The 23534-nt window shown below is 69.8% G+C and carries 24 protein-coding genes; 13 read left to right on the forward strand and 11 right to left on the reverse strand.

The genetic code is table 11. From position 1 onward, the window contains the following. The first annotated feature begins 2 nt into the window (after window positions 1-2). Complete coding sequence (locus tag ACYVIO_RS21145) at window positions 3-1889, forward strand: glycoside hydrolase family 76 protein (protein WP_460652567.1); 1887 nt, start codon at window positions 3-5, stop codon at window positions 1887-1889. 8 nt (window positions 1890-1897) lie between these two features. On the opposite strand, the gene ACYVIO_RS21150 is transcribed toward ACYVIO_RS21145, so the two are convergent. From ACYVIO_RS21150 to glnA, 5 genes are all read right to left on the reverse strand, one after another. Beyond that, window positions 1898-3334, reverse strand: coding sequence for a sensor histidine kinase (locus ACYVIO_RS21150; RefSeq protein ID WP_460652568.1), 1437 nt, complete (start codon window positions 3332-3334; stop codon window positions 1898-1900). Continuing rightward, window positions 3331-4056, reverse strand: coding sequence for a response regulator transcription factor (locus ACYVIO_RS21155; protein ID WP_460652569.1), 726 nt, complete (start codon window positions 4054-4056; stop codon window positions 3331-3333). The genes ACYVIO_RS21150 and ACYVIO_RS21155 overlap by 4 nt, the downstream gene beginning before the upstream one ends. Before the next feature lie 124 nt (window positions 4057-4180). Continuing rightward, complete coding sequence (locus ACYVIO_RS21160; protein WP_460652570.1) at window positions 4181-4987, reverse strand: ABC transporter permease subunit; 807 nt, start codon at window positions 4985-4987, stop codon at window positions 4181-4183. Further along, entirely contained in the window at window positions 4984-5898 is a 915-nt protein-coding gene (locus ACYVIO_RS21165; RefSeq protein ID WP_460652571.1) for an ATP-binding cassette domain-containing protein, read from the reverse strand. The genes ACYVIO_RS21160 and ACYVIO_RS21165 overlap by 4 nt, the downstream gene beginning before the upstream one ends. A 172-nt stretch (window positions 5899-6070) precedes the next feature. Continuing rightward, window positions 6071-7495, reverse strand: a complete 1425-nt coding sequence (glnA, locus tag ACYVIO_RS21170) for a type I glutamate--ammonia ligase (RefSeq protein ID WP_460652572.1) — start codon at window positions 7493-7495, stop codon at window positions 6071-6073. Between the two features lie 168 nt (window positions 7496-7663). Here glnA and ACYVIO_RS21175 point away from each other — a divergent pair, with 168 nt between their 5' ends. Both ACYVIO_RS21175 and ACYVIO_RS21180 read left to right on the forward strand, forming a co-directional pair. After that, window positions 7664-8128 carry an RDD family protein gene (locus tag ACYVIO_RS21175; protein WP_460652573.1) on the forward strand — a complete coding sequence of 155 codons (465 nt, stop codon included), beginning with the start codon at window positions 7664-7666 and terminating at the stop codon, window positions 8126-8128. 65 nt (window positions 8129-8193) lie between these two features. After that, entirely contained in the window at window positions 8194-8691 is a 498-nt protein-coding gene (locus ACYVIO_RS21180; protein WP_460652574.1) for a hypothetical protein, read from the forward strand. Here ACYVIO_RS21180 and ACYVIO_RS21185 read toward each other — a convergent pair. Beyond that, a complete protein-coding gene (locus ACYVIO_RS21185; protein WP_460652575.1) occupies window positions 8688-9968 on the reverse strand; it encodes a class I SAM-dependent methyltransferase in 1281 nt (426 codons plus the stop codon). The two genes, ACYVIO_RS21180 and ACYVIO_RS21185, sit on opposite strands and share 4 nt — an antisense overlap. 208 nt (window positions 9969-10176) lie before the next feature. Here ACYVIO_RS21185 and ACYVIO_RS21190 point away from each other — a divergent pair, with 208 nt between their 5' ends. After that, window positions 10177-10395 (forward strand): hypothetical protein, encoded by a 219-nt coding sequence (locus tag ACYVIO_RS21190; protein ID WP_460652576.1) that lies wholly within the window; start codon window positions 10177-10179, stop codon window positions 10393-10395. 101 nt (window positions 10396-10496) lie between these two features. On the opposite strand, the gene ACYVIO_RS21195 is transcribed toward ACYVIO_RS21190, so the two are convergent. The 3 genes from ACYVIO_RS21195 to lipA form a co-directional block, all read right to left on the reverse strand. Then, window positions 10497-10868, reverse strand: a complete 372-nt coding sequence (locus ACYVIO_RS21195) for a VOC family protein (protein ID WP_460652577.1) — start codon at window positions 10866-10868, stop codon at window positions 10497-10499. 132 nt (window positions 10869-11000) lie between these two features. Next, window positions 11001-11696: a DUF4191 domain-containing protein gene (locus ACYVIO_RS21200; protein ID WP_460652578.1), complete on the reverse strand. Its 696-nt coding sequence runs from the start codon at window positions 11694-11696 to the stop codon at window positions 11001-11003. 36 nt (window positions 11697-11732) lie between these two features. Further along, complete coding sequence (lipA, locus tag ACYVIO_RS21205) at window positions 11733-12650, reverse strand: lipoyl synthase (RefSeq protein ID WP_460653553.1); 918 nt, start codon at window positions 12648-12650, stop codon at window positions 11733-11735. A gap of 83 nt (window positions 12651-12733) precedes the next feature. On the opposite strand from lipA, the gene ACYVIO_RS21210 reads away from it, so the two are divergent. Together ACYVIO_RS21210 and ACYVIO_RS21215 are read left to right on the forward strand one after the other, a co-directional pair. Further along, window positions 12734-14194, forward strand: a complete 1461-nt coding sequence (locus tag ACYVIO_RS21210; protein ID WP_460652579.1) for a sensor histidine kinase — start codon at window positions 12734-12736, stop codon at window positions 14192-14194. Continuing rightward, a complete protein-coding gene (locus tag ACYVIO_RS21215) occupies window positions 14191-14877 on the forward strand; it encodes a response regulator (protein WP_460652580.1) in 687 nt (228 codons plus the stop codon). Before ACYVIO_RS21210 ends, ACYVIO_RS21215 begins: the two co-directional genes overlap by 4 nt. On the opposite strand, the gene ACYVIO_RS21220 is transcribed toward ACYVIO_RS21215, so the two are convergent. Continuing rightward, on the reverse strand, window positions 14832-16007 hold the full coding sequence (locus tag ACYVIO_RS21220; protein ID WP_460652581.1) for a low temperature requirement protein A: 1176 nt from the start codon (window positions 16005-16007) through the stop codon (window positions 14832-14834). The two genes, ACYVIO_RS21215 and ACYVIO_RS21220, sit on opposite strands and share 46 nt — an antisense overlap. Before the next feature lie 171 nt (window positions 16008-16178). Between ACYVIO_RS21220 and ACYVIO_RS21225 the strand changes: the two genes are divergently transcribed. The 7 genes from ACYVIO_RS21225 (at window position 16179) to ACYVIO_RS21255 (ending at window position 21717) form a co-directional block, all read left to right on the forward strand. After that, window positions 16179-16931: an SDR family oxidoreductase gene (locus ACYVIO_RS21225; RefSeq protein WP_460652582.1), complete on the forward strand. Its 753-nt coding sequence runs from the start codon at window positions 16179-16181 to the stop codon at window positions 16929-16931. Next, window positions 16928-17209 carry a hypothetical protein gene (locus ACYVIO_RS21230; protein ID WP_460652583.1) on the forward strand — a complete coding sequence of 94 codons (282 nt, stop codon included), beginning with the start codon at window positions 16928-16930 and terminating at the stop codon, window positions 17207-17209. Before ACYVIO_RS21225 ends, ACYVIO_RS21230 begins: the two co-directional genes overlap by 4 nt. Window positions 17210-17219: 10 nt before the next feature. Then, window positions 17220-18101: an RNA polymerase sigma-70 factor gene (locus ACYVIO_RS21235; RefSeq protein WP_460652584.1), complete on the forward strand. Its 882-nt coding sequence runs from the start codon at window positions 17220-17222 to the stop codon at window positions 18099-18101. Then, on the forward strand, window positions 18101-18445 hold the full coding sequence (locus tag ACYVIO_RS21240; protein WP_460652585.1) for a sigma-70 family RNA polymerase sigma factor family protein: 345 nt from the start codon (window positions 18101-18103) through the stop codon (window positions 18443-18445). Before ACYVIO_RS21235 ends, ACYVIO_RS21240 begins: the two co-directional genes overlap by 1 nt. Window positions 18446-18577: 132 nt before the next feature. Continuing rightward, the gene (locus ACYVIO_RS21245) at window positions 18578-19459 is read left to right on the forward strand and encodes an ABC transporter ATP-binding protein (RefSeq protein ID WP_460653554.1); all 882 of its coding nucleotides are present in this window, start codon (window positions 18578-18580) and stop codon (window positions 19457-19459) included. After that, window positions 19456-20634 carry an ABC transporter permease gene (locus ACYVIO_RS21250; protein ID WP_460652586.1) on the forward strand — a complete coding sequence of 393 codons (1179 nt, stop codon included), beginning with the start codon at window positions 19456-19458 and terminating at the stop codon, window positions 20632-20634. The genes ACYVIO_RS21245 and ACYVIO_RS21250 overlap by 4 nt, the downstream gene beginning before the upstream one ends. 117 nt (window positions 20635-20751) lie before the next feature. Continuing rightward, a complete protein-coding gene (locus ACYVIO_RS21255; RefSeq protein ID WP_460652587.1) occupies window positions 20752-21717 on the forward strand; it encodes a LysR family transcriptional regulator in 966 nt (321 codons plus the stop codon). A gap of 51 nt (window positions 21718-21768) precedes the next feature. Here the strand turns inward: ACYVIO_RS21255 and ACYVIO_RS21260 are convergent, their stop codons facing one another. Further along, complete coding sequence (locus ACYVIO_RS21260) at window positions 21769-23253, reverse strand: hypothetical protein (protein WP_460652588.1); 1485 nt, start codon at window positions 23251-23253, stop codon at window positions 21769-21771. Window positions 23254-23534 lie beyond the last annotated feature (281 nt).

Here is a 23534-nt window from a genome sequence, read left to right on the forward strand (position 1 = left end):
CCATGATTCTGAGTCGTTCGCGCGTTCTGCGCGCGCTGGTGGCCGGCGCCGCGGCGCTGGCCGTCGGAGTAGCGTCGGCACTGCCCGCCGGAGCCGATCCGGGCGGAGGTGCCGACGGCCCGGCCGCGACGGCGCGGGCCCGGGTCGCCGCCGACGTCCTGATGAGTTCGTACGAGCCGGTCAAGGCGTGGTTCCCGTCCAGTTGGTGGAACTCCGCCGTCGCCCTGCAGACCGTCGGCGACTACATGCAGCGCACCGGCGACCGCCGCTACCTGCAGCACCTGGACAACACGTTCGAGAAGGACAAGGGCGTCTTCCCGGCCGGCTACCTGTCGGGCGATCCGCTGCTCGGCAACTTCACCAGCCGCGCCATCGACGACTCCGAGTGGTGGGCCCTGACCTGGATCCAGGCCTACGACCTGACCAAGAACCGCAAGTACCTCGCCATGGCGGTCACGATCGCGGAGTACGTCGAGGACTACTGGGACGACACCTGCGGCGGTGGGGTCTGGTGGGACGCTGAGCGGACGTACAAGAACGCCGTCACCAACGGCCTCTGGATCCGGCTCACCGCTGAGCTGCACAACAGGATCCCGGCCGACCGGCACTGGCTCGGCCGCGCGCAGGCCGGCTGGAACTGGCTGACCGGTAGTGGCCTGATCAACGCCGACGGCCTGGTGAACGACGGCCTGAACACCGGCACCTGCAAGTCCAACAACGAGACGGTGTGGACGTACAACCAGGGCCTGGCGATCGGCTCCGGCCTCGAACTGTGGCGGGCGACCCGCGATCCCCGGCTGCTGACCACCGTACGGCGGCTGGCCGACTCCGCGATGCGCGCGGACGGCCTGGCCCCGAACGGGATCCTCACCGAGTCCTGCGAGGCGCCGGGCAAGTCCTGTGACGACAACCAGAAGCAGTTCAAGGGGATCTTCCAGCGCTACTGGATGGACTTGACGGACACCACGCACGACCGGCGCTACCTCGATTTCCAGGCCAGGCAGGCCGCGAGCGTGTGGGACAACGATCGCGACGCGGCCGGACGGCTCGGGCTGCGATGGTCCGGTGGCAGCTCGAACGTCTTCGACTGGCGGACGCAGGCCAGTGCGCTGAGCGCGCTGATCGCCGCCGTCCCGGCGCGGCCGCCGGTGCGGTCCCTGTCCGCGACCATGACTCCGGCGCAGCCGGTGGTGATGGCCTCGAGTGCTGAGGCGACGAAGGTCGAGCTGACGGCTCGGCTCCAGGCGACGGCGCCGGCGGGGCAGCGGATCGTTGCCGACGTACGGGCCTCGGCGCCCGCGGGGTGGACCGTGACCCCGCGCCAGGCGACCGTGACCCTGCGCCCGAAGGGCAACGCCGTACCGGCGCAGGCCGAGGTCGAACTCGACGTGGCGATTCCCGCTGGTACGGCGGACGGCCGCTACCCGGTGACCGTGAAGGCGACGTCCGGTCCGCTCCTCGCGTTCAGCACACAGGCCGAGATCCTGGTGGCGCGGACCGTGGACTTCGACACCGGCACCGCGGCCGAGTTGCCTTGGCTGTTCGATGCCGGCGGCTCGCAGAGCAACGGGGTCCAGAACCGCTTCGCCGACGGCAACGCGTACTTCGTCTACCGCTTCCCGTTCCCGTCCGGTACCAGCGCGGCGTCCGCGACGCTGACGCTCGACAACGAGTACGTCGTCGACGTGAGTGGCGACGGCCGGCAGTGGACGACGGTCGCGAGGGAGACCGAGCACGCCCACGACGGCCAGAACAAGGCCACGCGGACGTTCGACCTGACGCCGTACCTCGGCCCGGACAAGTCTGCCTACGTGCGGATCTCGGACTCGTTCCCGGACGAGGGCTGGGGTGGGCGGCTCTACCACCTCAGCGCGTCGTACGCCGGGTAAAGCCGGTTTCAGGGACGCGTAGCTAGCGGGAGGGTGATCCGGAAGCAGGCGCCTTCGCCCACGGCGGTTCGCAGTTCGACCTCGCCGCCGTGGGCCTGGGCCAGCGATCGCGCGATCGCCAGGCCGAGGCCGGCGTTGGCGCCGCCGGAGCGGCTGCGGGCGCGGTCCACCCGGTAGAAGCGGTCGAACACGCGGCTCGCCTGGTCAGCGCTCATTCCCGGACCCTGGTCGGAGATCTCCAGGACGGCGCGATCGTCCGCAGTCCCGACGCCGATGCGCACCGGCGTACCGGGTGGTGTGTGCGCGACGGCGTTGCCGACCAGGTTGGTGACGACCTGGCGCAGCCGCGCCTCGTCGCCCCACACAGGTGCCGGGCCGGGTGGGCCGCCGCCAGGCCCGGTCACTTCGACCGGCCGCGACGGGTCCAGCGCCTGCAGGTCCTGCCGAGCGTCGTTGGCCAGGGTCCGCAGGTCCATCGGGCCTGGCTCGAGCAAGGAGTCCGGTGCCTCGTCGAGCTGCGCGAGCAGCAGCAGATCCTCGGTCAGCCCGGCCAGCCGGCCGGCCTCCTGCTCGATCCGGCGCATCGTCGCGTCGACGTCGGCCGGTTCGGGGAGCGCGCCCATCCGGTACAGCTCGGTGAAGCCCTTGATCCCGAACAGCGGCGTACGCAACTCGTGGCTGACGTCGGAGACGAACGTGCGCATCCGGGCCTCGGAGGCCGATCGATCGGCGAACGCCTGCTCCAGCTGGCCGAGCATGGTGTTCAGCGAGGCGGACAGCCGGCCGAGCTCGGTGCCGGGCGCGGCCAGCTCGGGCACCCGGCGCGACAGGTCACCTCCCGCGATGGCCGCGGCGGTCTGCTCGATCCGCCGGAGCGGCCGCAGACCGCCGTTCACCGCGAACCAGCCGGCGACGGCCAGCGCGGCCAGGGTCAGGGACCCCGCGATCACGCTGCTTCGCCGTACGCGGGCAACAGTCGAGTCAGCCTCGGCGAACGAGCCGGCCACCACCAGCGAGCCGGACTGCCGCGGCAGCGCGATCGCACGCCACCGGCTCGCCCCGTCGGCCGCCGGTACGACGACGGCCGCGCCGTCGGGCACGGCCCGGCGCAGTTCTTCCACCGGGGGAAGCTGATCCCGTCCGATCCGCGGGGAGCTGACCTGGGAGACGACCTTGCCGTCCGGGTCGAGGAACACGAAGTACGGGCTCCCGAACAGGTCCAGCCCCAGCGCCAGCGCCTGCGCATCGGCACCGGGCCGGTCCTGGCTGACCGGCCCGTCGGTCAGCTGCAGGAGCCGGCCGACCGACCGGAGCTCCGAGTCGAGCCGGGTCCGCAGGTGGTTCTGCAGCAGCGAGGTGACGATCGTGGCGCCGGTGGTGAGGCCGATCAGCAGCAGGGCCAGCGTGATCAGCAGAAGCCGGGACCGCAGGGACAGGCGTTTCACCGTCGTGGCTCGCGCAGCACGTAGCCGGTGCCGTGCACCGTCTGGATGAGCTTCGGCTCGCCGGTGTCGGCCTTGCGGCGCAGGTACGAGATGTAGGTGTCGACGATGCTCGCGTCGCCGCCGAAGTCGTAGGCCCAGACCCGGTCGAGGATCTGCGCCTTGGAGACGACATGACCGGCGTTCTGCATCAGGTAGTGCAGCAGGCGGAACTCCGTCGCGGACAGGCGCACCGGCTGACCCGCCCGGGTGACCTGGTGGCCCTCGACGTCGAGCTCGAGGTCTCCGACGGTCAGGAGCGCGGCCGGTACGCCGTACGTGCGGCGCAGGATGGCCCGGATCCGCGCGATCAGCTCCTCCAGGTCGAACGGCTTGGTGACGTAGTCGTCCGCCCCGAGCGACAGCCCGGTCACCTTGTCGGCCTGCCGGTCGCGCGCGGTCAGGAACAGCACCGGGACCGGTGTGCCGCGGCCGGAGGGCCGGTCCCGCAGGCGCCGGACGACCTCGAAGCCGTCCACGTCGGGCAGCATCACGTCGAGCAGCACCAGGTCGGGTGGCTCCCGGGTGGCGGCGGCGATCGCCTCGGCACCGTTGGACGCCGAGGTGACCGAGAACCCCGCGAACCGCAGCGTCGCCGACAGCAGCTCGCGCACCGTCGCCTCGTCGTCGACCACCAGCAGGCGCTCGGCACCAGCCGGCCGGCCCGCCGCTTCCCCGTCGCTCATACCTGCCACACTACGGACGCCACCGGGTCGGGGCGGCTCCCTCGAAGGCCCAGCCCTGGGTCGCGGCGGCTGCCCAGGAGGCCCAGGGCTGCACCGTCGCCGACGCGTCGCCCGCGTGCCGTCATCAGACCTCGCGGCGCCGGAAGACGACGAAGGCCACCACGAGCACGACCACGATCCACGCGGTCATGCCGGCCAGGTTGGTCCATGCGTCGGGGTACTCAGGTGTCGGCTGCAGCTTCCGGACCTCCGGCCCGCCGAGCGACGGCCAGTACGCGAACGCCTTCTGCGCCCAGGACGGGAGGGCGCTGCCGAACCCCGGGACCAGCAGCGTGATCCCGACCTGGACGGCCAGACCGCCGGCGGTGGCCCTGGTCAGCGTTCCGACGGCCACCGCCAGCAGGCCGATCGCGGCCAGGTAGAGGCCGGTGCCGGAGACGGCCGCGAGGACTCCGGGATCGCTCAGTACCGCCGTGGGCGTGCCGTCCTGCCGGCCGAGCATCGCCTGTCCGGCGAGGAAGGTGACGAACGACGTCAGCTGCCCGGCAAGCAGGGCGATCGCGGCGAAGACGACGGTCTTTGCCGCCAGCAACGACCCGCGCCGCGGCATCGCCGACAGCGACGTACGGATCGTGCCGGTGGCGTACTCCGAGGTGACGACCAGGATGCCCAGCACGCTGACGCACAGCTGCGCGAGGAAGAAGCTGTTCAGCGACAGCGCGGTCGGGTCCCAGGTCAGCTTGTCCTCGGGACTCAGGTCGCGGTAGCCGGCGTCGTCGCCGCTGGTGATGAGCAGGGTGATGGTCGTGCTGAACACCACCATCGCCAGCAGCGTCCACCACACCGAGGGCAGGCTGCGCAGCTTCGTCCACTCCGAGCGCAGCAGGTCGGTGAACCGCAGCTGGGACCGGACGGCCGCGACGGCGCTCATACCGCGGCTCCGGCGTACTCGACGCTGTCCTGGGTCAGTTCCATGAACACGTCCTCGAGCGACGGTTTCTGCGGAGTCAGCTCGGACAACGAGACTCCGTGGAACGCGGCGAGCTGCCCGATCTCGGTGGAGTCCAGCCCGGTGACGATCAGCGAACCCTCCGGCCCAGCCCGTACGACGCCGCCTGCGGCGGTCAGCTGCCGCGCGAGCGCGTCGGCGTCCTGGGCCCGAACCAGTACGGTGCCGTCGCCGTGCGAGCGGGTGAACTCGCTCATGCTGGTGTCCGCGATCAGCCGGCCCCGGCCGATCACCACCAGGTGGTCGGCGGTGACGGCCATCTCGCTCATCAGGTGGCTCGAGCACAGTACCGAGCGGCCGTCGGCGGCCAGCGTGCGCAGGAAGTCGCGGATCCACCGGATGCCCTCCGGGTCGAGTCCGTTGACCGGCTCGTCGAAGATCAGGATCCGCGGGTCGCCGAGCAGCGCCGCCGCGATGCCCAGCCGCTGGCGCATGCCGAGTGAGAAGCCGCCGGCCTTGCGGCGCCCGATCTTGTCCAGCCCGACCATGGCCAGGACCTCGGCCACCCGGCGGCGCCCGATGCCGTTGCTCTGCGCGATCGCGAGCAGGTGGTCGTCGGCCCGGCGGGCCGGGTGCAGCGCCCCGGCGTCGAGCAACGCCCCCACCTCGGTCAGCGGGACCGGCAGGTGCGCGTACTCACGGCCGCCGACCCGGACCGAACCCTTCGTGGGCGCGGCCAGTCCCAGGATCATCCGCATCGTCGTGGACTTCCCGGCGCCGTTCGGTCCGAGGAATCCGGTCACGTGCCCGGGCTCGACGGTGAACGACAGGTCGTCCACCACCAGGTCCGGCCCGTACGTCTTGGTCAACCCGCGTACTTCGATCGTCGTCATGACCGCAGCCTGACCCGCGCTCCTGACCGGCGGCTGAGAGTTCCTGGGAGAACTCTGTGAACCGGGCCGCCCGGCGCGCGGCAGCGCCGGTACGGCGTACAGGAAACTCTGCGAAAAACCGCGGGCCCACCCGCGCGAAGCGGATGGGCCCGAAGGTGGTGACGGCTACGGATCAGACGTCGTAGTAGAGCTCGAACTCGTGCGGGTGGGGGCGGAGCTGGATCGGGGCGATCTCGTGCTCGCGCTTGAAGTCGATCCAGGTCTCGATCAGGTCCGAGGTGAAGACGTCACCCTCGAGCAGGAACTCGTGGTCGGCCTCGAGGGCGTCGATCACGGCCGGCAGGGAGGTGGGGACCTGGTTGACCGACGCGTGCTCCTCGGGCGGGAGCTCGTAGAGGTCCTTGTCGATCGGGTCGGCCGGCTCGATCTTGTTGCGGATGCCGTCGATGCCGGCCAGCAGCTGGGCGGCGAAGGCCAGGTACGGGTTGGCCGACGGGTCGGGGCAGCGGAACTCGATGCGCTTGGCCTTCGGGTTCGAGCCGGTGATCGGGATCCGGATGCAGGCCGAGCGGTTGCGCTGGGAGTAGACCAGGTTGACCGGGGCCTCGAAGCCGGGGACCAGGCGGTGGTAGGAGTTCACCGTCGGGTTGGTGAAGGCCAGCAGCGACGGGGCGTGCTTGAGCAGGCCGCCGATGTACCAGCGGGCGGTGTCGGACAGGCCGCCGTACCCGGACTCGTCGTAGAACAGCGGGTCGCCGTTGGTCCACAGCGACTGGTGGCAGTGCATGCCCGAACCGTTGTCGCCGAAGATCGGCTTCGGCATGAAGGTCGCGGTCTTGCCGGCGTCCCACGCGGTGTTCTTGACGATGTACTTGAACTTCATCACGTCGTCGGCGGCGTTCAGCAGCTCGCTGAAGCGGTAGTTGATCTCCGCCTGGCCCGCCGTACCGACCTCGTGGTGGGCCCGCTCGACGATCAGCCCGGAGTTCTCCAGGTGCTTGGTGATGTCGTTGCGCAGGTCGGCGAAGTGGTCGACCGGCGGCGCGGGGAAGTACCCGCCCTTGTAGCGGACCTTGTACCCGCGGTTGCCGCCCTCCTCGACCCGGCCGGTGTTCCAGGCGCCGGCCACGGAGTCGATGTGGTAGTAGCCCTCGTTCGCCTTGGTCTCGAAGCGGACGTCGTCGAAGACGTAGAACTCCGCCTCTGGCGCGAAGAACGCGGTGTCGGCGATCCCGGTCGACTTCAGGTACTCCTGCGCCTTGCGGGCGATGTTGCGCGGGTCGCGCGAGTACGCCTCACCGGTCAGCGGGTCGTGCACGAAGAAGTTGATGACCAGCGTCTTGTCCTTGCGGAACGGGTCCAGGTACGCGGTCGTCGGGTCGGGCAGCAGCGACATGTCCGACTCGTGGATCTGCTGGAAGCCGCGGATCGACGAACCGTCGAACTGCAGGCCGTCCTCGAAGACCTCGGGACCGAACGACGACACCGGGACGGTGAAGTGCTGCATGATGCCCGGCAGGTCGCAGAACCGGACGTCGATGAATGCGACGCCCTCGTCCTTGACGTAGGCGAGCAGCTCCTCAGCGCTGGAAAACATACATACTCCTCGGGGTGGCTCAGAGATTCCTCTGAACGTAGGCCCAGCCAATTACTCGGCCGTGACGCAGATGTTTCGCGGATGTTAAACCCAGCGTGTCCGCGCTGACCCACTGGAGAGGTGGGGGAGGCAGGTGAGATCTGCCGCGCCCTCCGTAGGCTAGCCACTATGGCATCATCCGCACACCCGGGGACAGGACCCGCCGAAGAGTTCCGCTATCCGGGCAACCGTCTCGGCCTGCCCGAGGACGGCCCGGGCTCGGTCACCGGCTGGGGCCGCCGGCTGCTCGCGCTGCTGATCGACTGGCTGCTCGCGGGCCTGATCGCGTCGGCGATCACCGGCAAGCCGATATGGGCCGGTGGCAACGATTACAACACCGCCCAGCTGGTCACGTTCTTCGCCATGTCGGCTGTGCTGGCAGGGCTCGCGGGCTTCACGCTCGGGCACCGGATCTGCGGCCTGCGAGTGATCCGCGTCGGGGCCAACGACCCTGGGTACACCGCGCAGCCCGGTCTGCTCGCCGGGGTGATCCGCTCGTTCCTGATCTGTCTGGTGCTGCCCGCCGTCGTCTACGACCGCGACCGCCGCGGCCTGCACGACCGCGCCGCGGGCACGATCGTCGTACGGCGGTAAGTGCAGCGCTGACCGGAACCTGACAGCTTGGCACCGAACACTCCGAGTCACACCAAGATGGCAGCATGAAGGTGATCACGGCCACACTGGCCGCCGTACTGCTGCTGGCTGCTTGCGGATCCACGGACGACGCCGGTACGCCGAGCCCGTCCGTCCCGACGACGCCGAGCAGCAGTCCGACTCCGGCGCCGACGCCAACTCCCACGCCGGCCCCCAAACCCACGCCCAAGCCGAAGCCGGTCCCCAAGGCCAAGGACGGCACCAACCTCGCCGCCTGCCGCGACGGCGACTGCATCGTCCAGGTCGGCTCGGGCCGGACGACGATCAAGTTCAGTGGCGGCAAGCTCGTGATCACGAAGGTCGACGCCAAGTTCGCGTACTTCGTGCTGACCGGCGACTACGGCAGCGGCAACGGCTCGCTGGGGGAGTCACCGGCGACGTTCGGTGAGGGGCTCAGCGTGATCACCGGCCCGGTCCCGCGTGAGCAGGACCCGCCCGGGCTCACCCTGCGCGCGCCGTACGTCGGCAACGGCAGAGCGATCATCGACCTGCACCTGGTCTAGCGGCGGGTCAGCAGCAGCTGCACGTCGTCCAGGTAGCCCGAGCGGAAGCCCGCTTCGGAGTACGCCAGGTAGAACTCCCACATCCGCCCGAACGTGTCGTCGAAGCCCAGGGCCGAGATGTTCGGCCACTGGTCGACGAAGCGGTTGCGCCAGATCCGCAGGGTCCGCGCATAGTCCGGCCCGAGCGAGCGCAGCACCTGCGCGTGCAGGCCGGTGTGCTGATTGGTGACCTCTTTGATCACCTTCACCGACGGGATCAGCCCGCCGGGGAAGATGTACTTCTGGACCCAGGTGAACGTGTTCCGCGTGGCCAGCATCCGCTCGTGCGGCATCACGATGGCCTGTACGACGGCGACGCCGTCCGGCGCGAGCCGCCGTTCGATCGCGTCGAAGTAGACCGGCCAGTACTTCTCTCCGACCGCCTCGATCATCTCGACGCTCAGTACGGCGTCGAACTCGCCGATCTGGTCGCGGTAGTCGCGCAGCGCGACCTGGACCCGGTCGCTCACGCCGGCGTCGGCGATCCGGCGCTGCGCGAGCAGGGCCTGCTGCGAGGCGATGGTGATCGCGGTGACCCACGCGCCGCGCTGGGCCGCGCGGATCGCCAGGCTGGCCCAGCCGCAGCCGATGTCGAGCACGCGGGAGCCCGAGCGGACCCCGGCCGCGTCGAGGATCGCGTCGAGCTTGTGCAGCTGGGCGGGCGTCAGTTCGTCGTACGACGCGGAGCCGAGATCCGCCAGCGGGTCCGCCGTACCGAAGTAGGCCGCCGAGTAGGTCAGCGTCGGGTCCAGGAACTCCGAGAACATCGCGTTGCTCAGGTCGTAGTGCCGGCTGATGTTCTCGCGGGCGCCGGCCCGGTCGTTCTCCTGGTCGCCGGGCTGGGACTTGGTCACCAGCCAGCGCAGCGACTGCGCCCACTTCGGCAGGAGGTGCCGGTTCGACTCGTTGTTGAACCGCTCGGCGAACGGCACCAGCAGGTCGGCCAGGTCCGTGCCCGGCTCAGGGTCCCAGTCGCCGGCCAGGAAGGCCTCGCCGAACCCGGAGCCCGCGTCCTGACCGAGCCGGTCCAGGAAGGGCCCGCTGCGGTGCACGCGCATCGCCGGACCGCCCAGCCCGTACCGGCGGTTGTCGATCGCGATCGAGGCGGGCAGGTCCTTGGCGATGATCCGGATCGCCGCCAGCGCGCCGGCCCGGCGGACCGGGTTCGAACGGGGCGCCACCAGACTCGGCCAGGTCGTGGCCTCCGGCTGGTGAACCGCCGGCATCACATCGGTCATTTCCTGTCCTCGCCCCTAGATCCGTCCTGGCGCACTCTACGGTCGATCGGCGCACGGATGGTGCGACACCAGGCACAGGATTGTCCTCACCCACAACAAACGCCGTCAACGCCCATCGGTTACCCACCGAATTCCGGCCTGGACCGGTGACCCCGCGTGCTGGATAGCCTCGGGACGAGTGATCAAGCGATCGATTGAAAGGATCAGTGTGAGAAACCCTCTCCGGAAACTCCTGCTCGGTGGCACCGCGGTGGCGGCGTTCAGCATCGTCGCGATGGCTCCGGCCAGCGCGTACGGCGAGTACCCGCACCCGTTCATGTCGCAGCGCGAGTGCGAGTACGTCGCGAGCACCATCATCGACAGCCAGACCGGCGCCGAGTGCGTCCAGGAGAACGACGGCCTCTGGCACCTGTACACCTACGGATAAACCCGGCCGGGCCCCGTCGACCGGTTCGGCGGGGCCTACCCGGCCCGGGCCAGCTACAGGGCCGGGCCCGCCTCGGCCCTCGGCGAGGTTCGGGCCAGGGCCTACCCGGCCCGCTGGCCCAGGTACAGGTGATTGCCGTCGGGGTCCTCGGCGCGGGCCTCGCGCTCGCCCCACGGCTGGTCGGTCGGCTCCTGGGTGATGCGACCGCCGGACTCCCGGATCGCCGCGACCAGCCCGTCCAGGTCGTCGGTGTAGAGCCAGAGCGCGATCGGCGGTTGGCCCGGCGTACGGACGAAGGCTGGGTCGTGGCCGAGCCCGACCGAGGCCTTGCCGAACTGCACGCTCACGTACGCCGGGGCACCCTCGGGCGGGAACTGGTAGACCAGCTCACCACCGAGCACGTCGGTGTAGAACGGCAGCAGCCGGGGCAGATCGGCGCTGGTCAGGATCGGGAACACGTCGTCGACAGGCATGGGAAGACCTCCTCGTTCAGCAGGATCACTGATCACCTGACGAACGAGAAGGCCTGGAAATCAACAAGTACCGACCACCAATCGGGGACCGGTACTTGTGAGGTGGTGACCAGTTCGGTCAAAAGTGCAGGCTCAGCGGCCCTTCATCGCCTGGCGGGCGCCCTTGAGGCTGGTCGGGACCGGCCCCTTCGGCATCGGGACCTGCGGGCGGACGGAGTCCAGCGCCTTCAGCCGCTGCAGCAGGTCGGTGATCTCGGACGGCTGCAGCGCCTGCGGGAGCTTCATCACGTGCTTGGTGAGCTTGCGGATGTCGATCTCGCCCTCGCCCTTGCCGGCCATCACCGTGATCACCGGCGCACCACCGGCGACCCGGCTGTGCTTCTTCTGCTCGGCGGCCAGCAGGTTCTTCACCCGGCTGGCCTGGCCCTCGCCGACCAGGACGATGCCCGGACGGCCGACCACGCGGTGCACGATGTCGGCGTTCTTGGTGACGGCGACGGCCGGCGACACGTTCCAGCCACGGCGCAGCGTCTGCAGCGCCGAGGCGGCCGCACCGGCCTGGCCCTCGATCTGGCTGTACGCCGCCTTCTCGACCCGGCGGCCGAAGATGATCGTGGCGGCCAGGAAGCCGAGCGCGACGCCGAGCGGGATCCAGATCAGCGGCGGGCCGACCAGGAATCCGAGCGCGACGAACACGGCGACCACGCCGAGGAAGATCCCGGCGAGGAGGAGCCCGATCCACGGATCGGACTTCTTGGTCAGCTGGTACGCCGACCGGATCTGCTTCAGCCGGCTGGTCTTCTCGGCGGGCGCGTCGTTCTTGGCCATCTCTACCTTGTCAATCTCTCGCTCGAGGGGGTCGTCCTAAGCATCGGTGGTGGCGGAGGTCATCCGCGACTCCACCGCCTGACGGTACAGCCGTCCGGCCCGGTACGACGAACGGACGAGCGGACCGGAGAGAACTCCGGCGAACCCGATCTGCTCGCCTTCGGCCTGCAGCTCGACGAACTCCTCCGGCCGGACCCACCGCTCGACCGGGTGGTGCCGCACTGAGGGGCGCAGGTACTGGGTGATGGTGATGATCTCGCAGCCGGCGTCGTGCAGGTCGGTCAGCGCCTGGCTGACCTCCTCGCGGGTCTCGCCCATGCCGAGGATCAGGTTCGACTTGGTGACCAGGCCGTAGTCACGGGCCTGGGTGATGACGTCGAGCGAGCGCTCGTACCGGAAGCCGGGGCGGATCCGGCGGAAGATCCGCGGCACCGTCTCGACGTTGTGCGCGAACACCTCCGGCCGGGACGAGAACACCTCGGCCAGCTGCTCGGGCACGGCGTTGAAGTCGGGCGCGAGCATCTCGACGCCGGTGCCCGGGTTCAGTGCGTGGATCTGGCGGATCGTCTCGGCGTACAGCCAGGCGCCGCCGTCGTCGAGGTCGTCGCGCGCGACACCGGTCACCGTCGCGTACCGCAGGCCCATCTTGACGACGGACTCGGCCACGCGGCGGGGCTCGTCGCGGTCCAGCTCCTGCGGCTTGCCGGTGTCGATCTGGCAGAAGTCGCAGCGCCGGGTGCACTGGTCCCCACCGATCAGGAAGGTGGCCTCGCGGTCTTCCCAGCACTCGAAGATGTTGGGGCAGCCGGCCTCCTGACACACCGTGTGGAGCTCCTCGGACTTCACCAGCGCCTGCAGCTTCTGGTACTCCGGGCCCATCTTGGCGCGCGTCTTGATCCACTCGGGTTTGCGCTCGATCGGGGTCTCCGCGTTGCGCACCTCGAGCCTGAGCATCTTGCGTCCTTCTGGGGCGATCGTCACGCCCTCAAGAGTACGCCGGGGCTCCGGAGGCCCCTCCACCCGTAGGCTGGTGACTTATGTCAAGTCCTCAGCCGGTGCGTGCCGAGCCCGGCACGCCGCCGAAGACCGGGACGACCGTCCAGGGCTGGGTCCGGCCCGGCCCGACCGCCAAGGAGCAGCGGTACGACGTACTGCTCGGCCTCCTGCTGGCCCTCGCGGGTGTGATCGGGACCGAGCTGGCCCGCGGCGCGACGCCGATGCCGGCCGACCTGGGCATCGGCGGTGTCGAGCCGTACGTGCTGAGCGCGGCCGGCGCCCTGGCGCTGTGCTTCCGCCGCCGCTGGCCGATCCCGGTCCTGCTGGCCGTGTCGGTGCTGTTCGTGGTCACCGGCGAGCGGGCGACGTTCGCGTTCACCAGCAACATCGTCACCCAGGCGACCGCGTTCATGGCGATCTACGCGGCGGTCGCGTGGGCCCGGGACCGGCGGCTGATGAAGGTGACGGTCGCGGTCGTCTTCGTGGTGATGTTCGGCTGGCTGACGGTCGGCTTCGTCCGGGCGTTGCGCACGGACGAGTTCAAGGGCGCCAACGACACGATCCTCGGGCCGTACGTGTCTGGCGTGATCATCACGCTCGCGATCAACGTCCTCTACTTCTTCGGCGCGTACTTCTGGGGCCGTACGTCGTGGGGCGTCGCGCGGCAGCGGCACGAGCTGGAGCAGCAGGCCGCCGAGCTGGCCGCGCAGCAGCAGGCCAACGCCCGGCGCGCGGTGATCGACGAGCGGCTGCGGATCTCCCGCGAGCTGCACGACGTGGTCGCGCACCACATCAGCAGCATCGGGATCCAGGCCGGTGGGGCGCGACGGGTGATGGACAAGGACCCGGACGCGGCCAAGAACGCGCTGAGCGTGATCGAGAACTCCAGCCGTACGGCGGTCAACGAGATGCGGCAGCTGCTCGGGATGCTCCGCGCTGCCGATCCGGATCTGGACGACGCCGAGCTCGGCGTACCGGTCGGCAAGGCGCCGCAAGCGGGCGCGGACCGGCTGCCGGCGCTGGTCGTCGAGGCGAGCGCGGAAGGGCTGGAGGTCGGGTTCCACCAGATCGGGCAGCCGGTCAAGGTGCCGGAGACGATCTCGGTGTCGGTCTACCGGATCGCCCAGGAGGCGCTGACCAACGTCCGGCGACACTCGACCGCCCGTACGGCGCACGTGACGCTGCGGTACCTGGACGACGCGATCGAGGTCGAGGTGATCGACGACGGCCGCCCCAAGCACGCCCCGGTCGGCTCGCGCCTCGGCCACGTCGGCATCCGCGAACGGGTCGCCCTGCTCGGCGGCGAGTCCGAGATCGGCCCCCGCCCGGTCGGCGGTTTCAGAGTGCGGGCGAGGATCCCGCTCGCCGCGCCGCCGATCGGCGCTGACGGCTCCGCCGATGTCGCGCCAGCGACGAGCTCGGGCGGCCCGGCCCCTTCCACCGACCCGGTGGCGGGGGAGACTGACCACTCCGTACAAGACCGTGAAGGAGCAGCTCAGTGAGTGAGACCGGGACCGCCGCCCCGATGCGGGTCCTGCTCGTCGACGACCAGGACCTGGTCCGCGCGGGTTTCCGGATGATCCTGTCGGTCGAGTCCGATATCGAGGTCGTCGGGGAAGCCTCCGACGGCGAGAAAGCCGTCGAGCTCGCGCTCGAGCTGCGCCCGGACGTCGTACTGATGGATGTCCAGATGCCCGGCCTCGACGGCATCGCCGCCACCCAGCGGATCGTCGCCGCCGACGCCGGCAAGGTCGTCATCCTGACCACCTTCGACCGCGACGACTACCTGTTCGAGTCGCTCGGCGCGGGCGCGAGCGGGTTCCTGCTCAAGAACACCGCGCCCGAGGACCTGGTCGAGGCGATCCAGGTCGTCCACTCCGGCCACGCCCTGCTCGCGCCCGAGGTCACCCGCCGCGTGATCAAGCGCTTCTCCGGCGGCGGCGAGCGCGTCTACCGGCCCGACCTGGTCGCCGACCTGACCGACCGCGAGCGCGAGGTGCTCGGCCTGATCGCGCGCGGCCTGACCAACACCGAGATCGCCGGCCAGCTGTTCGTCGGCGAGGCCACGGTGAAGACCCACGTCTCCCGCGTCCTGCTCAAGCTCGGCCTGCGCGACCGGGTCCAGGCAGTGGTGTTCGCCTACGAGTGCGGGCTGGTCGTCCCCGGCGACGACGCCGCCTCCTGAACCTGCGTCACCGCCACCACCAGCACACTCACCACAGCAACCAGTACGACGACCAGCGGCACCCCGGCGTACGGAGCAAGCAGCGGGGCCAGTCCGATCAGCACCACCCCGACGACGCTGGTGCTGAGCCGCAGTGTCGGCCGGGCCAGGATCGTCCGAGTCACACCCCACAGCAGCGCGACGAACAGTCCAGCCGGCACAGCCACGGCGTACCCAGCGCTGGTGGGTGAGATCGGCAGGTGGTGGCTGGTGTACTCAACGGCCACCTCCAGGCCGGCACCCAGTGCGGCGAGTGCGGCGAACAGTCCGAAGTGCCCGTAGCCCCACAGGTAGGACTGGTCGCGGTTGCGCTCCAGGCCGTGCCCAGCGGGCTGCAGGAAGTAGAGCCACCACAGGGCGAACAGCAGGACCAGACCGCCCACACCAACGACCACCAGCCCGGTGCTGACCTCGGTCGCCCGCACAGCGTTGCTGACGGCGAGCACGCTCTCGCCCAGCAGGATGATGGTGAACAGGCTGTACCGCTCAGCGATGTGGTGCGGGTGCCAGCCGGTGTCCCGCTTGCGCTGGGCCCACCACGGCACGGTCAGCTCGAGCACCGCCAGGCAGGCGAAGGTCAGCGTGGTGGTCTCCCCGGTCGCCGTACGGATCAGCCAGCCGAGCTGCAGCACGCTGATCCCGACAGCGTTGCGGAACGCCGTACGACGCTCTGCCGGGTTCTCGACCCCCGCACGGACCCACTGGGCGATCTGACCGACTCGCATGATCAGGTACCCCAGCGTGACCAGCCGGAAGTCCCCGTCGGCAGCGGCAGTCGGTACGCCGGCCGTCAGCACCAGGACACCGCCCATCTGCATCAGCGTGAGCAGCCGGTAGGCCACGTCGTCGGTGTCGTACGCCGAGGCGAACCAGGTGAAGTTCATCCACGCCCACCAGATCGTGAAGAACACCTGCAGGAACCCGATCACCTCGGGGTGCCCGTCGGCGACGCTGTGCGCGAACTCGGCCGCGGCGGCCGCGACGGCGACCACGAAGGTCAGGTCGAACAGCAGCTCGAGCGGACTGGCGACGCGGTGCTGCTCGTCGGGCCGGCGCGGGCGCATCCGGCCCCGGATCAGGGCTGCGGGCATGGTTCGGCTCCTGGTGCTGGTCGGCTCACGACAGCAAAGACAGGGCAGGGGCACGGTCTGTGACCGGCGTCGCACGAAAATCTTCACCCGACCGGTCACAGCCGGGTGCGCTGTCCTGTCCTTCCTGGTGACCGGGCGGCGCCAGGCCCCCGCGACCGACAGGAGACGGACATGAAGATCGTCGTCATCGGCGGCACCGGGCTGATCGGGTCCAAGCTGATCCGCCGCTTCGCCGCGCACGGGCACGACGCGGTCGCCGCGGCGCCGAACACCGGGGTGAACACGCTCACCGGCGAGGGCCTGGACGAGGTACTGACCGGCGCGGACGTGGTCGTCGACGTGTCCAACTCGCCGTCGTTCGAGCCGGCCGCGGTGATGGAGTTCTTCACCACCTCCACCACGAACGTGCTGGCCGCCGAGAAGAAGGCCGGCGTCGGGCACCACGTCGCGCTGTCGATCGTCGGCACCGAGCGGCTGCCGGACAACGGGTACTTCGCGGCCAAGATCGCCCAGGAGGACCTGATCACGAACTCCGGCGTCCCGTTCTCGCTGGTGCACGCGACCCAGTTCTTCGAGTTCACGATCGGCATCGCCGACGCGGCGACCACCGGCTCGCAGGTGAAGATCGCGCCGGTGAAGTACCAGCCGATGGCCGGCGACGACGTGGCCGACGCGGTCGCCAAGGTCGCGGTCGGTACGCCGCTGAACGGCCGCAAGGAGATCGCCGGGCCGGACCAGGTCCGGATGGACGAGTTCATCCGCGAGGCGCTGGCGCTGGTTGGAGACGCGCGCGAGGTGGTCGCCGACGAGCACGCGACGTACTTCGGCTCGGAGCTGCTCGAGGGCAGCCTGGTCCCCGAGGGCGAGGCCCAGCTGGGCCACATCCACTACGTCGACTGGGTCAAGGGCCAGGCCGAGCGATGAGCACGCCCGACGAGAGCTCGTTCCTGCGGGACGCCGGGAGCATGTACGGGCGTGAGCCCGCAGGATCCGGAGCTGCCGGCCACGAGACGTTGAGCGAGCTGCACCACGAGGTCGAGGTGGACCTCGGGATGATCGCCGCGAGCGACGCCGAGCGCGTCGTACCGGTGAGTGAGTGGCTGGTCGACCCGATGGAGGTCGAGCGGGACGAGGTGGCGCTGCGCAGTCTGCTCGGCGCCGTCGAGGCACTGGAACGCCGTCCGGACACGATCGAGGAGTGAAGATAAGCCTGTGAACGACGCTGCGGTGAACGACGACCTGGAAGAGGCCGCGCGAGTTTTCAACGAGCTGCGGCCGCGGCTGTTCGGCATCGCCTACCGGATGCTGTCCAGCGCGACCGAGGCCGAGGACCTGGTCCAGGACGTCTGGCTGCGCTGGCAGACCTGTGACCGCAGCGTCGTGGCCAACCCCGCGGCGTACCTGGCGACGGCGATGACCCGGCTGGCGATCAACGCGGCCACGTCGGCCCGGGTCCGCCGCGAGACGTACATCGGGCCCTGGCTGCCCGAGCCGGTGGACACCAGTGCCGACCCGCTGCTCGGTGCGGAGCGCGGGGAGGCGCTGGAGTTCGCCGTACTGATCCTGCTCGAGCGGCTGTCGCCGAACGAGCGGGCGGCGTACGTACTGCGGGAGGCGTTCGACTACCCGTACCCGCAGATCGCGGAGATCCTGCAGCTCAGCGAGCCGGCTGTGCGTCAGCTGGTGAGCCGTGGGCGCAAGCGGGTCACTGGTGAGCGCCGTACGCCGGTGGACGAGGGGGAGCAGCGCCGACTGCTCAGTGCCTTCGTCAGCGCGGCCCGGACGGGCGACCTGGACGCACTGGAGAACCTGTTCGCTGCGGACGTGTCCAGCTACTCCGACGGCGGTGGGATCGTCCGGGCCTCCAAGTTCCCGGTGCACGGGGTGGAGCGGGTCGCCAAGTACTACAAGGCCTTCGCCGATCGCTTCTGGGCCGGTGTCGACGTGGAGATCGCCACGGTCAACGGCTCGTCGTCGGCGCTGCTGCGGCTCGACGGGCAGCTGTTCGCCATGGTCACCGTGGTGGGGTCGTCCGACGGCATCGACCGGATCTACTGGCAGATGAACCCGACCAAACTCGCCGGGGTGGGCTGATGATCGACCACCTCGTCGCGGCCCTGCGGTCGGGACAGGTGGAACGCCTGCTCGCGCCCGGCGCCGTACTGGTCTCCGACGGCGGCGGGCAGGTCGCCGTTCCGCTGCAGCCGGTCCACGGCGTCGGAGAGATCGCCCGGGTGATCACCGTCCACTGCACCCGCCCCGGCGCGGACCTGTCCGTCGAGCGCGCCAACGGCCGCCCGGCCATCGTCGTACGACGCTCCGGGCTGGCGCAGGCCGTGCTCTGCCTCGACGTCGCCGACGAGGTCGTCACCCACCTGTGGCTGATCCTCAACCCCGCCAAGCTGACCGCCTGGCACCGGGATCCCTCCTGCGGATGACCCGGCCGGTCACACTGCGGACCGACGTGCTGACGGCTCCGGATGACTAGCGTTGGCACTACTCCCGGTGAAGGGAGCGGCCGGGCGTGGGTCCGGTCAGGGGGCCGAAGCAGCAGAGGAACGGTGAACGGGATGCTGAGCGTTGCTGGGCTGACCCGGCGGTTCGGTGATCACCTCGCACTCGACGACGTGACGTTCGACGTCGTACCAGGGCGGATGACCGGCTTCGTCGGGGCCAACGGAGCCGGTAAGACGACGACGATGCGGATCATGCTCGGGGTGCTCGCACCCTCGGCGGGGCAGGCGCTGTGGGACGGCGTACCGCTGACGCACGCGATTCGCAGCGACTTCGGCTACATGCCGGAGGAGCGCGGGCTGTACCCGAAGATGAAGATCCGCGACCAGCTGATCTTCTTCGGGCGCCTGCACGGCCTCGACCCGGTCCGGGCGGGGGAGCGGACCGACAAGATCCTCGACCGTCTCGGCCTGACCGAGCGGTCCGGTGACACGCTGGAGACGCTGTCGCTGGGCAACCAGCAGCGCGTCCAGATCGCCGCCGCGCTCGTTCACGAGCCGATCGCGCTGGTGCTCGACGAGCCGTTCAGCGGGCTCGACCCGCTGGCCGTCGACGCGATGGTCGACCTGCTCCGCGAGGAGGTCACGCCGGAGGTGCCGGTGCTGTTCTCCAGCCACCAGCTCGAACTGGTCGAGCGGCTGTGCGACGACCTCGTCGTACTGTCCCGCGGCAAGGTCGTGGCAGCCGGCTCGGTCGCGTCGCTGTCGGCCGGCTCCAGTACGACGTACCGGCTGGTGACCGATGTCGACGCGGGCTGGTTGCGCGACATCCGGGGCATCAAGGTGCGCGACGTGGACGGCTCGTCCGGGCTGTTCGACGTGGTCGAAGCGGGCCAGGAGCAACAAGTTCTGCAGCAGGCGATGAGTCGCGGGCAGGTGGTCGAGTTCGGCCCCGAGCGCGTGGCGTTGAGCGACGTCTTCCGGGAGGCGACCCGATGAGTGAGCAGAAGCAGGGTTTGCGGCATCCGTGGCAGCTGGTGGCGCTGCGGGAGATCAGTACGAAGCTGCGGGACAAGACGTTCATCGGCTCGACGCTGTTCATGCTGGTCGTGGTGATGCTGGCCGTGATCGTGCCGGCGCTGATCGCCGGCAACGGCTCGCCGGACAAGATCGCCGTCACCAACGACGCCGCCGCGCGGATCGTCCAGACCGCCGACCAGCTCAACGGGGACGATGCGCTGGAGACGACCCGAGTGGCCGACCGTGCCGCGGCCGAGCAGGCCGTCACCTCGGGCGACGTGAAGGCGGCGCTGCTGCCGGCCGACAACGGGTACGTCGTACTCGGTGACGACCAGGTCGACAGCGGACTCCAGAACGCGCTGCGCGAGGCGGTCACCAACCTTGGGATGTTCGACAACGCCGCGAAGGCGGGGCTGACGCCGGAGCAGTTGCAGGCCGGTACGACGGTGCAGGAGCAGCTGCTGAACCCGGGCCCGCTGCCCGAGATCGTGGCCGAGTTCGTCAACATCGGGCTCGCGCTGGCCTTCTACATGACCGCGCTCGGGTTCGGCATGATGATCGCGCAGAGCGTCGTACAGGAGAAGGAGAGCCGGGTGGTCGAGATCCTGGCCGCCGCGATCCCGATCCGGGCGCTGCTGTGGGGCAAGGTGGTCGGCAACACGGTGATGGCGCTGACGCAGATCGTCGTGATCGCGGCCGCGTCGCTGATCGGGCTGCTGGTCACCGGGCAGGCCGACATCCTCGAGGTGATCGCGCCGGTCGCGGGCTGGTTCGTGGTGTTCTTCGTGCTCGGGTTCCTGGCGCTGGCCGGGCTGTGGGCCGTGGCTGGCTCGCTGGCGACGCGGCAGGAGGACCTCGGGTCGACGACGCTGCCGGGGCAGATGATCCTGATGGTCCCGTTCTTCTTCTCGGTGTTCGCCGGGGGGACGGCCAAGACGTGGGCGTCGTTCGTGCCGATCGCGTCGTCGATGGCGATGCCGGGACGGATGCTGACCGAGGACGTACCGCTCTGGCAGCCGCTGGTGGCGATCGCGCTGCTGCTGGTCGCGACGGTGTTGATCGTGCGGCTCGGGGCACGGTTGTACGAGCGAACGCTGCTGCAGACCGGACGCAAACTCGGTTACCGAGAGGCACTGACGCTCAAGGCATCCTGACCGCTGCTACTTATCGTCACAGCCGGGCAAACGTTACAGACAATTGCCCGGCTGTGACACAACCGCAACACGCGTCAACTGTGTACTGCGGCGTAACCTCGACTACGGTCCCAATGCATGAACGTCGAGCTGCGCCACCTGCGGGTGGTGGTCCTGGTGGCAGAAGCGGGGTCCGTGGGACGGGCCGCCCGCTGGATGAAGGTGAGTCAGCCCAGTCTGACCGCGCAGCTGAAACGGATCGAGTCGGCGTTCGGCGGTGAGCTGTTCGAGCGCTCCCGCACCGGCGTCACCCCGACCCCGCTCGGCCGGTACGCCGTCGACCGCGCCCGGGCGATCCTGGTCGACGTCGACCACCTGTCCGCGACCGTGTCGGCGATGACCGCGGTGGAGTCCAGCGCCGTACGGCTCGGTGGCTTCCCGACCGCGCCGATGTCCGGGATCGCCTCCCGGCTGCGCGACCACGGCGAGATCGAGCAGGTCAGCATCGAGGTCGAGTGGTCGACCAGCGTGCTGCTGCAGCAGCTGGAGAGCGGCCGGCTCGACTTCGCGCTGCTGCGCGAGTTCCCCGGCTTCGAACTGCGGCTGCCGACCGGCGTCGACGCCTGCACGATCGTCGAGTCCGAATCGGCGTACGTCGTGCTGGCCGCCGACCACCCGAAGGCGATCGCCACCCGGCACCGCGGCGACATCGACCTCGGCGACCTGGCGGGGGAGGAGTGGATCGGTGAGCCGCCGGACGACAGCGGCTTCCACGTCCTGTTCCGCGCCTCGTGCGAGGCGGCCGGTTTCACTCCCCGCATCGAGCACCACTCGGTCGACACGTCGGTCCTGATGGGCTTCGTGACGAGCGGCCAGGGTGTCGCGCTGATCTCGCCTACGTCGTACCGCATGCTCTCCAGCGACGTCACCACTCGTCCTATCGCCGGCGACCCCATCCATCGTCGGCTGCTGCTCGCGTGGAGCACTGACTCGCCGCGGGCTCAGATGGCCTCGGACGTGTGCGAGATGGCTATCCACGCCTACGACGAAGCCTTCGCCGAACACGCCCGCTGGGGGCAACACCAACGCATGCACGTCGCTTGAGTACGTAAGAAGGCCCGGCCGCTTGGGAAGCGGCCGGGCCTTCTTCTTTCTTTAAGCTCCTGCTGGTCTGAACTGCCCGACGAAGAACTCCCCAGTGTCCTCGGGGTCGTCCATCCGCTCGCGGTACTGCTGGCCGACCTCTTCCTTGGGCCGCATGAACGACTGCTGGCCTGGGTTCTTGGGGGCCTGGGCCTGAGGAGCCTCAGCCTTGGGTGCTTCCAGCTTGGGCTCCGGCGCCTTGGGCTCTTCAACTTGCGGGGCCTGCGGCTGCTGCACCTGCGGGGCCTGCGCCTGCGGCTGCGGGGCCTGCGCTCTCGGCTCCTGCACCGGCGGCTCCTGCGCCCTCGGCGCTTCCGCCTTGGGGGCCTCGGCCTTGGGTGCTGCTTCCGTCGGAGCCTCAACCACTGGCGGTGCGGCTGCTACAGGCGCTGCGCTCGCTCCAATCGCAGTAGCCCCTGCCGCCGCGGCTGTCGGCGTAGCAGCGGCCGGCGGCTCATCGTCCTTGTCGTCCTCAACAGCTCGCGGCGCCTCGGCCACCGGCACCTGCTGCGTCTCATCCCGATCCACCGGCACCTGCTGCGTAGCGTCCGAGTCAGCCGCGACAACCTGAGTCTCCTCAGCCTGCTGGTTCGCGCCCGCAGCAACTACCTGCGTCTCGTCGGTCCGCGCGGTCTCTGCGGCGCCAACAACCTGCGTCTCGTCAGCCCGCGGGTCCTCGCCGGCAGCAACTACCTGCGTCTCATCGGGATCAACCTGCTGCGCCTCAGCCTGCTGCGGCTCAACGCGCTCCGGCTCGTCCCGCTCCGGCGCCACCTGCACCGTCTCGTCCGCGTCGTTGCTCACCGCATCGTTGCTCACCGCACCGACAACTGCCGTGTTCTCCGGCTCGGCCCGAGCGTCCGCCTCAGCGAACTGCATCGTGTGCTCGTCCGCCTGACTCCGCGGCTGCACCGGCGCCGGCTCCTCGTCGAACAGGTCGTCGTAGTTCGTGTTCCCAAAGTTCTGGAACCGGTTGTCCCCACCAGCCGGCGCATACTCAGCAGCAGCCGGCGGCGGCGCATAAACAGCCGCGACCTCAGCCTCCTGCTGCGCCTGCGCGAGCTCCTGCTCCCGCTGGCGCCGCTCGGCCTCAGCCCGCTCCCGCCGGCGCCGCCGTACCGACTGCACGATCAGCTGCACGGCGTACACGAGCGAGATCACCGCGAGGATCGGCACCACGCCGTTCAGCGTGTACGCCTTGACCCCGTCGATCATGCCGGTCGTCACGCCCGGGACGTCGTTCAGGAAGTTCGTGGTCCGGTTGGGGATCCAATGCACCGCGTAGATCATCGCGCCGAACGTGAGCGCGGCACCAAGCGCGGCCGCCCCGGAGAAGTACGACACCACAGCCCAGAAGATCAGCGCTCCGATGCCATAGGCAAGCGCCATCTCCTTCGCGTTCAGCTCGATCCCGCCGTCGGCCGTCAGCACTCCGAACGCGGCCGGCCCCGCCAACGCCACGATGATCCCGAGAAGGAAACCAAGGAATTTGGACACGTCCCCACCGTAGCGACGTTTCCCCCACAGACAGCGACGACACTTCGGCGCCCCGCCCGACCTTCCCCTACAGCCGGTCACCGAACCTCAAAACCCCATAAATCCAGGCCCACCAGCCACCCACCCGACGCCCAGCAGCCACCCCCACACCCTCCGCGACCAACCCCCACCCCGCACCCCCGCAAACCGCCACCCCACCGCCAAGCCCACCCATCCGCGAGAACCACCACCCTGCCGAACCAGCAACCATCCGGCGCCCCGGTGCCGCACCAAACAGGCAA

The sequence above is a fragment of the Kribbella endophytica genome (genome assembly GCF_054781295.1).

Bases quoted from the DNA above. Each gene is read 5' to 3' on its own strand.
- ACYVIO_RS21155 (WP_460652569.1), bottom strand. From the start codon at position 4,056: ATGAGCGACGGGGAAGCGGCGGGCCGGCCGGCTGGTGCCGAGCGCCTG.
- ACYVIO_RS21200 (WP_460652578.1), bottom strand. From the start codon at position 11,696: ATGGCCAAGAACGACGCGCCCGCCGAGAAGACCAGCCGGCTGAAGCAG.
- lipA (WP_460653553.1), bottom strand. From the start codon at position 12,650: ATGCTCAGGCTCGAGGTGCGCAACGCGGAGACCCCGATCGAGCGCAAA.
- glnA (WP_460652572.1), bottom strand. From the start codon at position 7,495: ATGTTTTCCAGCGCTGAGGAGCTGCTCGCCTACGTCAAGGACGAGGGC.
- ACYVIO_RS21185 (WP_460652575.1), bottom strand. From the start codon at position 9,968: ATGACCGATGTGATGCCGGCGGTTCACCAGCCGGAGGCCACGACCTGG.
- ACYVIO_RS21245 (WP_460653554.1), top strand. From the start codon at position 18,578: ATGCTGAGCGTTGCTGGGCTGACCCGGCGGTTCGGTGATCACCTCGCA.
- ACYVIO_RS21145 (WP_460652567.1), top strand. From the start codon at position 3: ATGATTCTGAGTCGTTCGCGCGTTCTGCGCGCGCTGGTGGCCGGCGCC.
- ACYVIO_RS21180 (WP_460652574.1), top strand. From the start codon at position 8,194: ATGAAGGTGATCACGGCCACACTGGCCGCCGTACTGCTGCTGGCTGCT.
- ACYVIO_RS21160 (WP_460652570.1), bottom strand. From the start codon at position 4,987: ATGAGCGCCGTCGCGGCCGTCCGGTCCCAGCTGCGGTTCACCGACCTG.
- ACYVIO_RS21175 (WP_460652573.1), top strand. From the start codon at position 7,664: ATGGCATCATCCGCACACCCGGGGACAGGACCCGCCGAAGAGTTCCGC.
- ACYVIO_RS21165 (WP_460652571.1), bottom strand. From the start codon at position 5,898: ATGACGACGATCGAAGTACGCGGGTTGACCAAGACGTACGGGCCGGAC.
- ACYVIO_RS21225 (WP_460652582.1), top strand. From the start codon at position 16,179: ATGAAGATCGTCGTCATCGGCGGCACCGGGCTGATCGGGTCCAAGCTG.
- ACYVIO_RS21195 (WP_460652577.1), bottom strand. From the start codon at position 10,868: ATGCCTGTCGACGACGTGTTCCCGATCCTGACCAGCGCCGATCTGCCC.
- ACYVIO_RS21250 (WP_460652586.1), top strand. From the start codon at position 19,456: ATGAGTGAGCAGAAGCAGGGTTTGCGGCATCCGTGGCAGCTGGTGGCG.
- ACYVIO_RS21220 (WP_460652581.1), bottom strand. From the start codon at position 16,007: ATGCCCGCAGCCCTGATCCGGGGCCGGATGCGCCCGCGCCGGCCCGAC.
- ACYVIO_RS21240 (WP_460652585.1), top strand. From the start codon at position 18,101: ATGATCGACCACCTCGTCGCGGCCCTGCGGTCGGGACAGGTGGAACGC.
- ACYVIO_RS21210 (WP_460652579.1), top strand. From the start codon at position 12,734: ATGTCAAGTCCTCAGCCGGTGCGTGCCGAGCCCGGCACGCCGCCGAAG.
- ACYVIO_RS21230 (WP_460652583.1), top strand. From the start codon at position 16,928: ATGAGCACGCCCGACGAGAGCTCGTTCCTGCGGGACGCCGGGAGCATG.
- ACYVIO_RS21255 (WP_460652587.1), top strand. From the start codon at position 20,752: ATGAACGTCGAGCTGCGCCACCTGCGGGTGGTGGTCCTGGTGGCAGAA.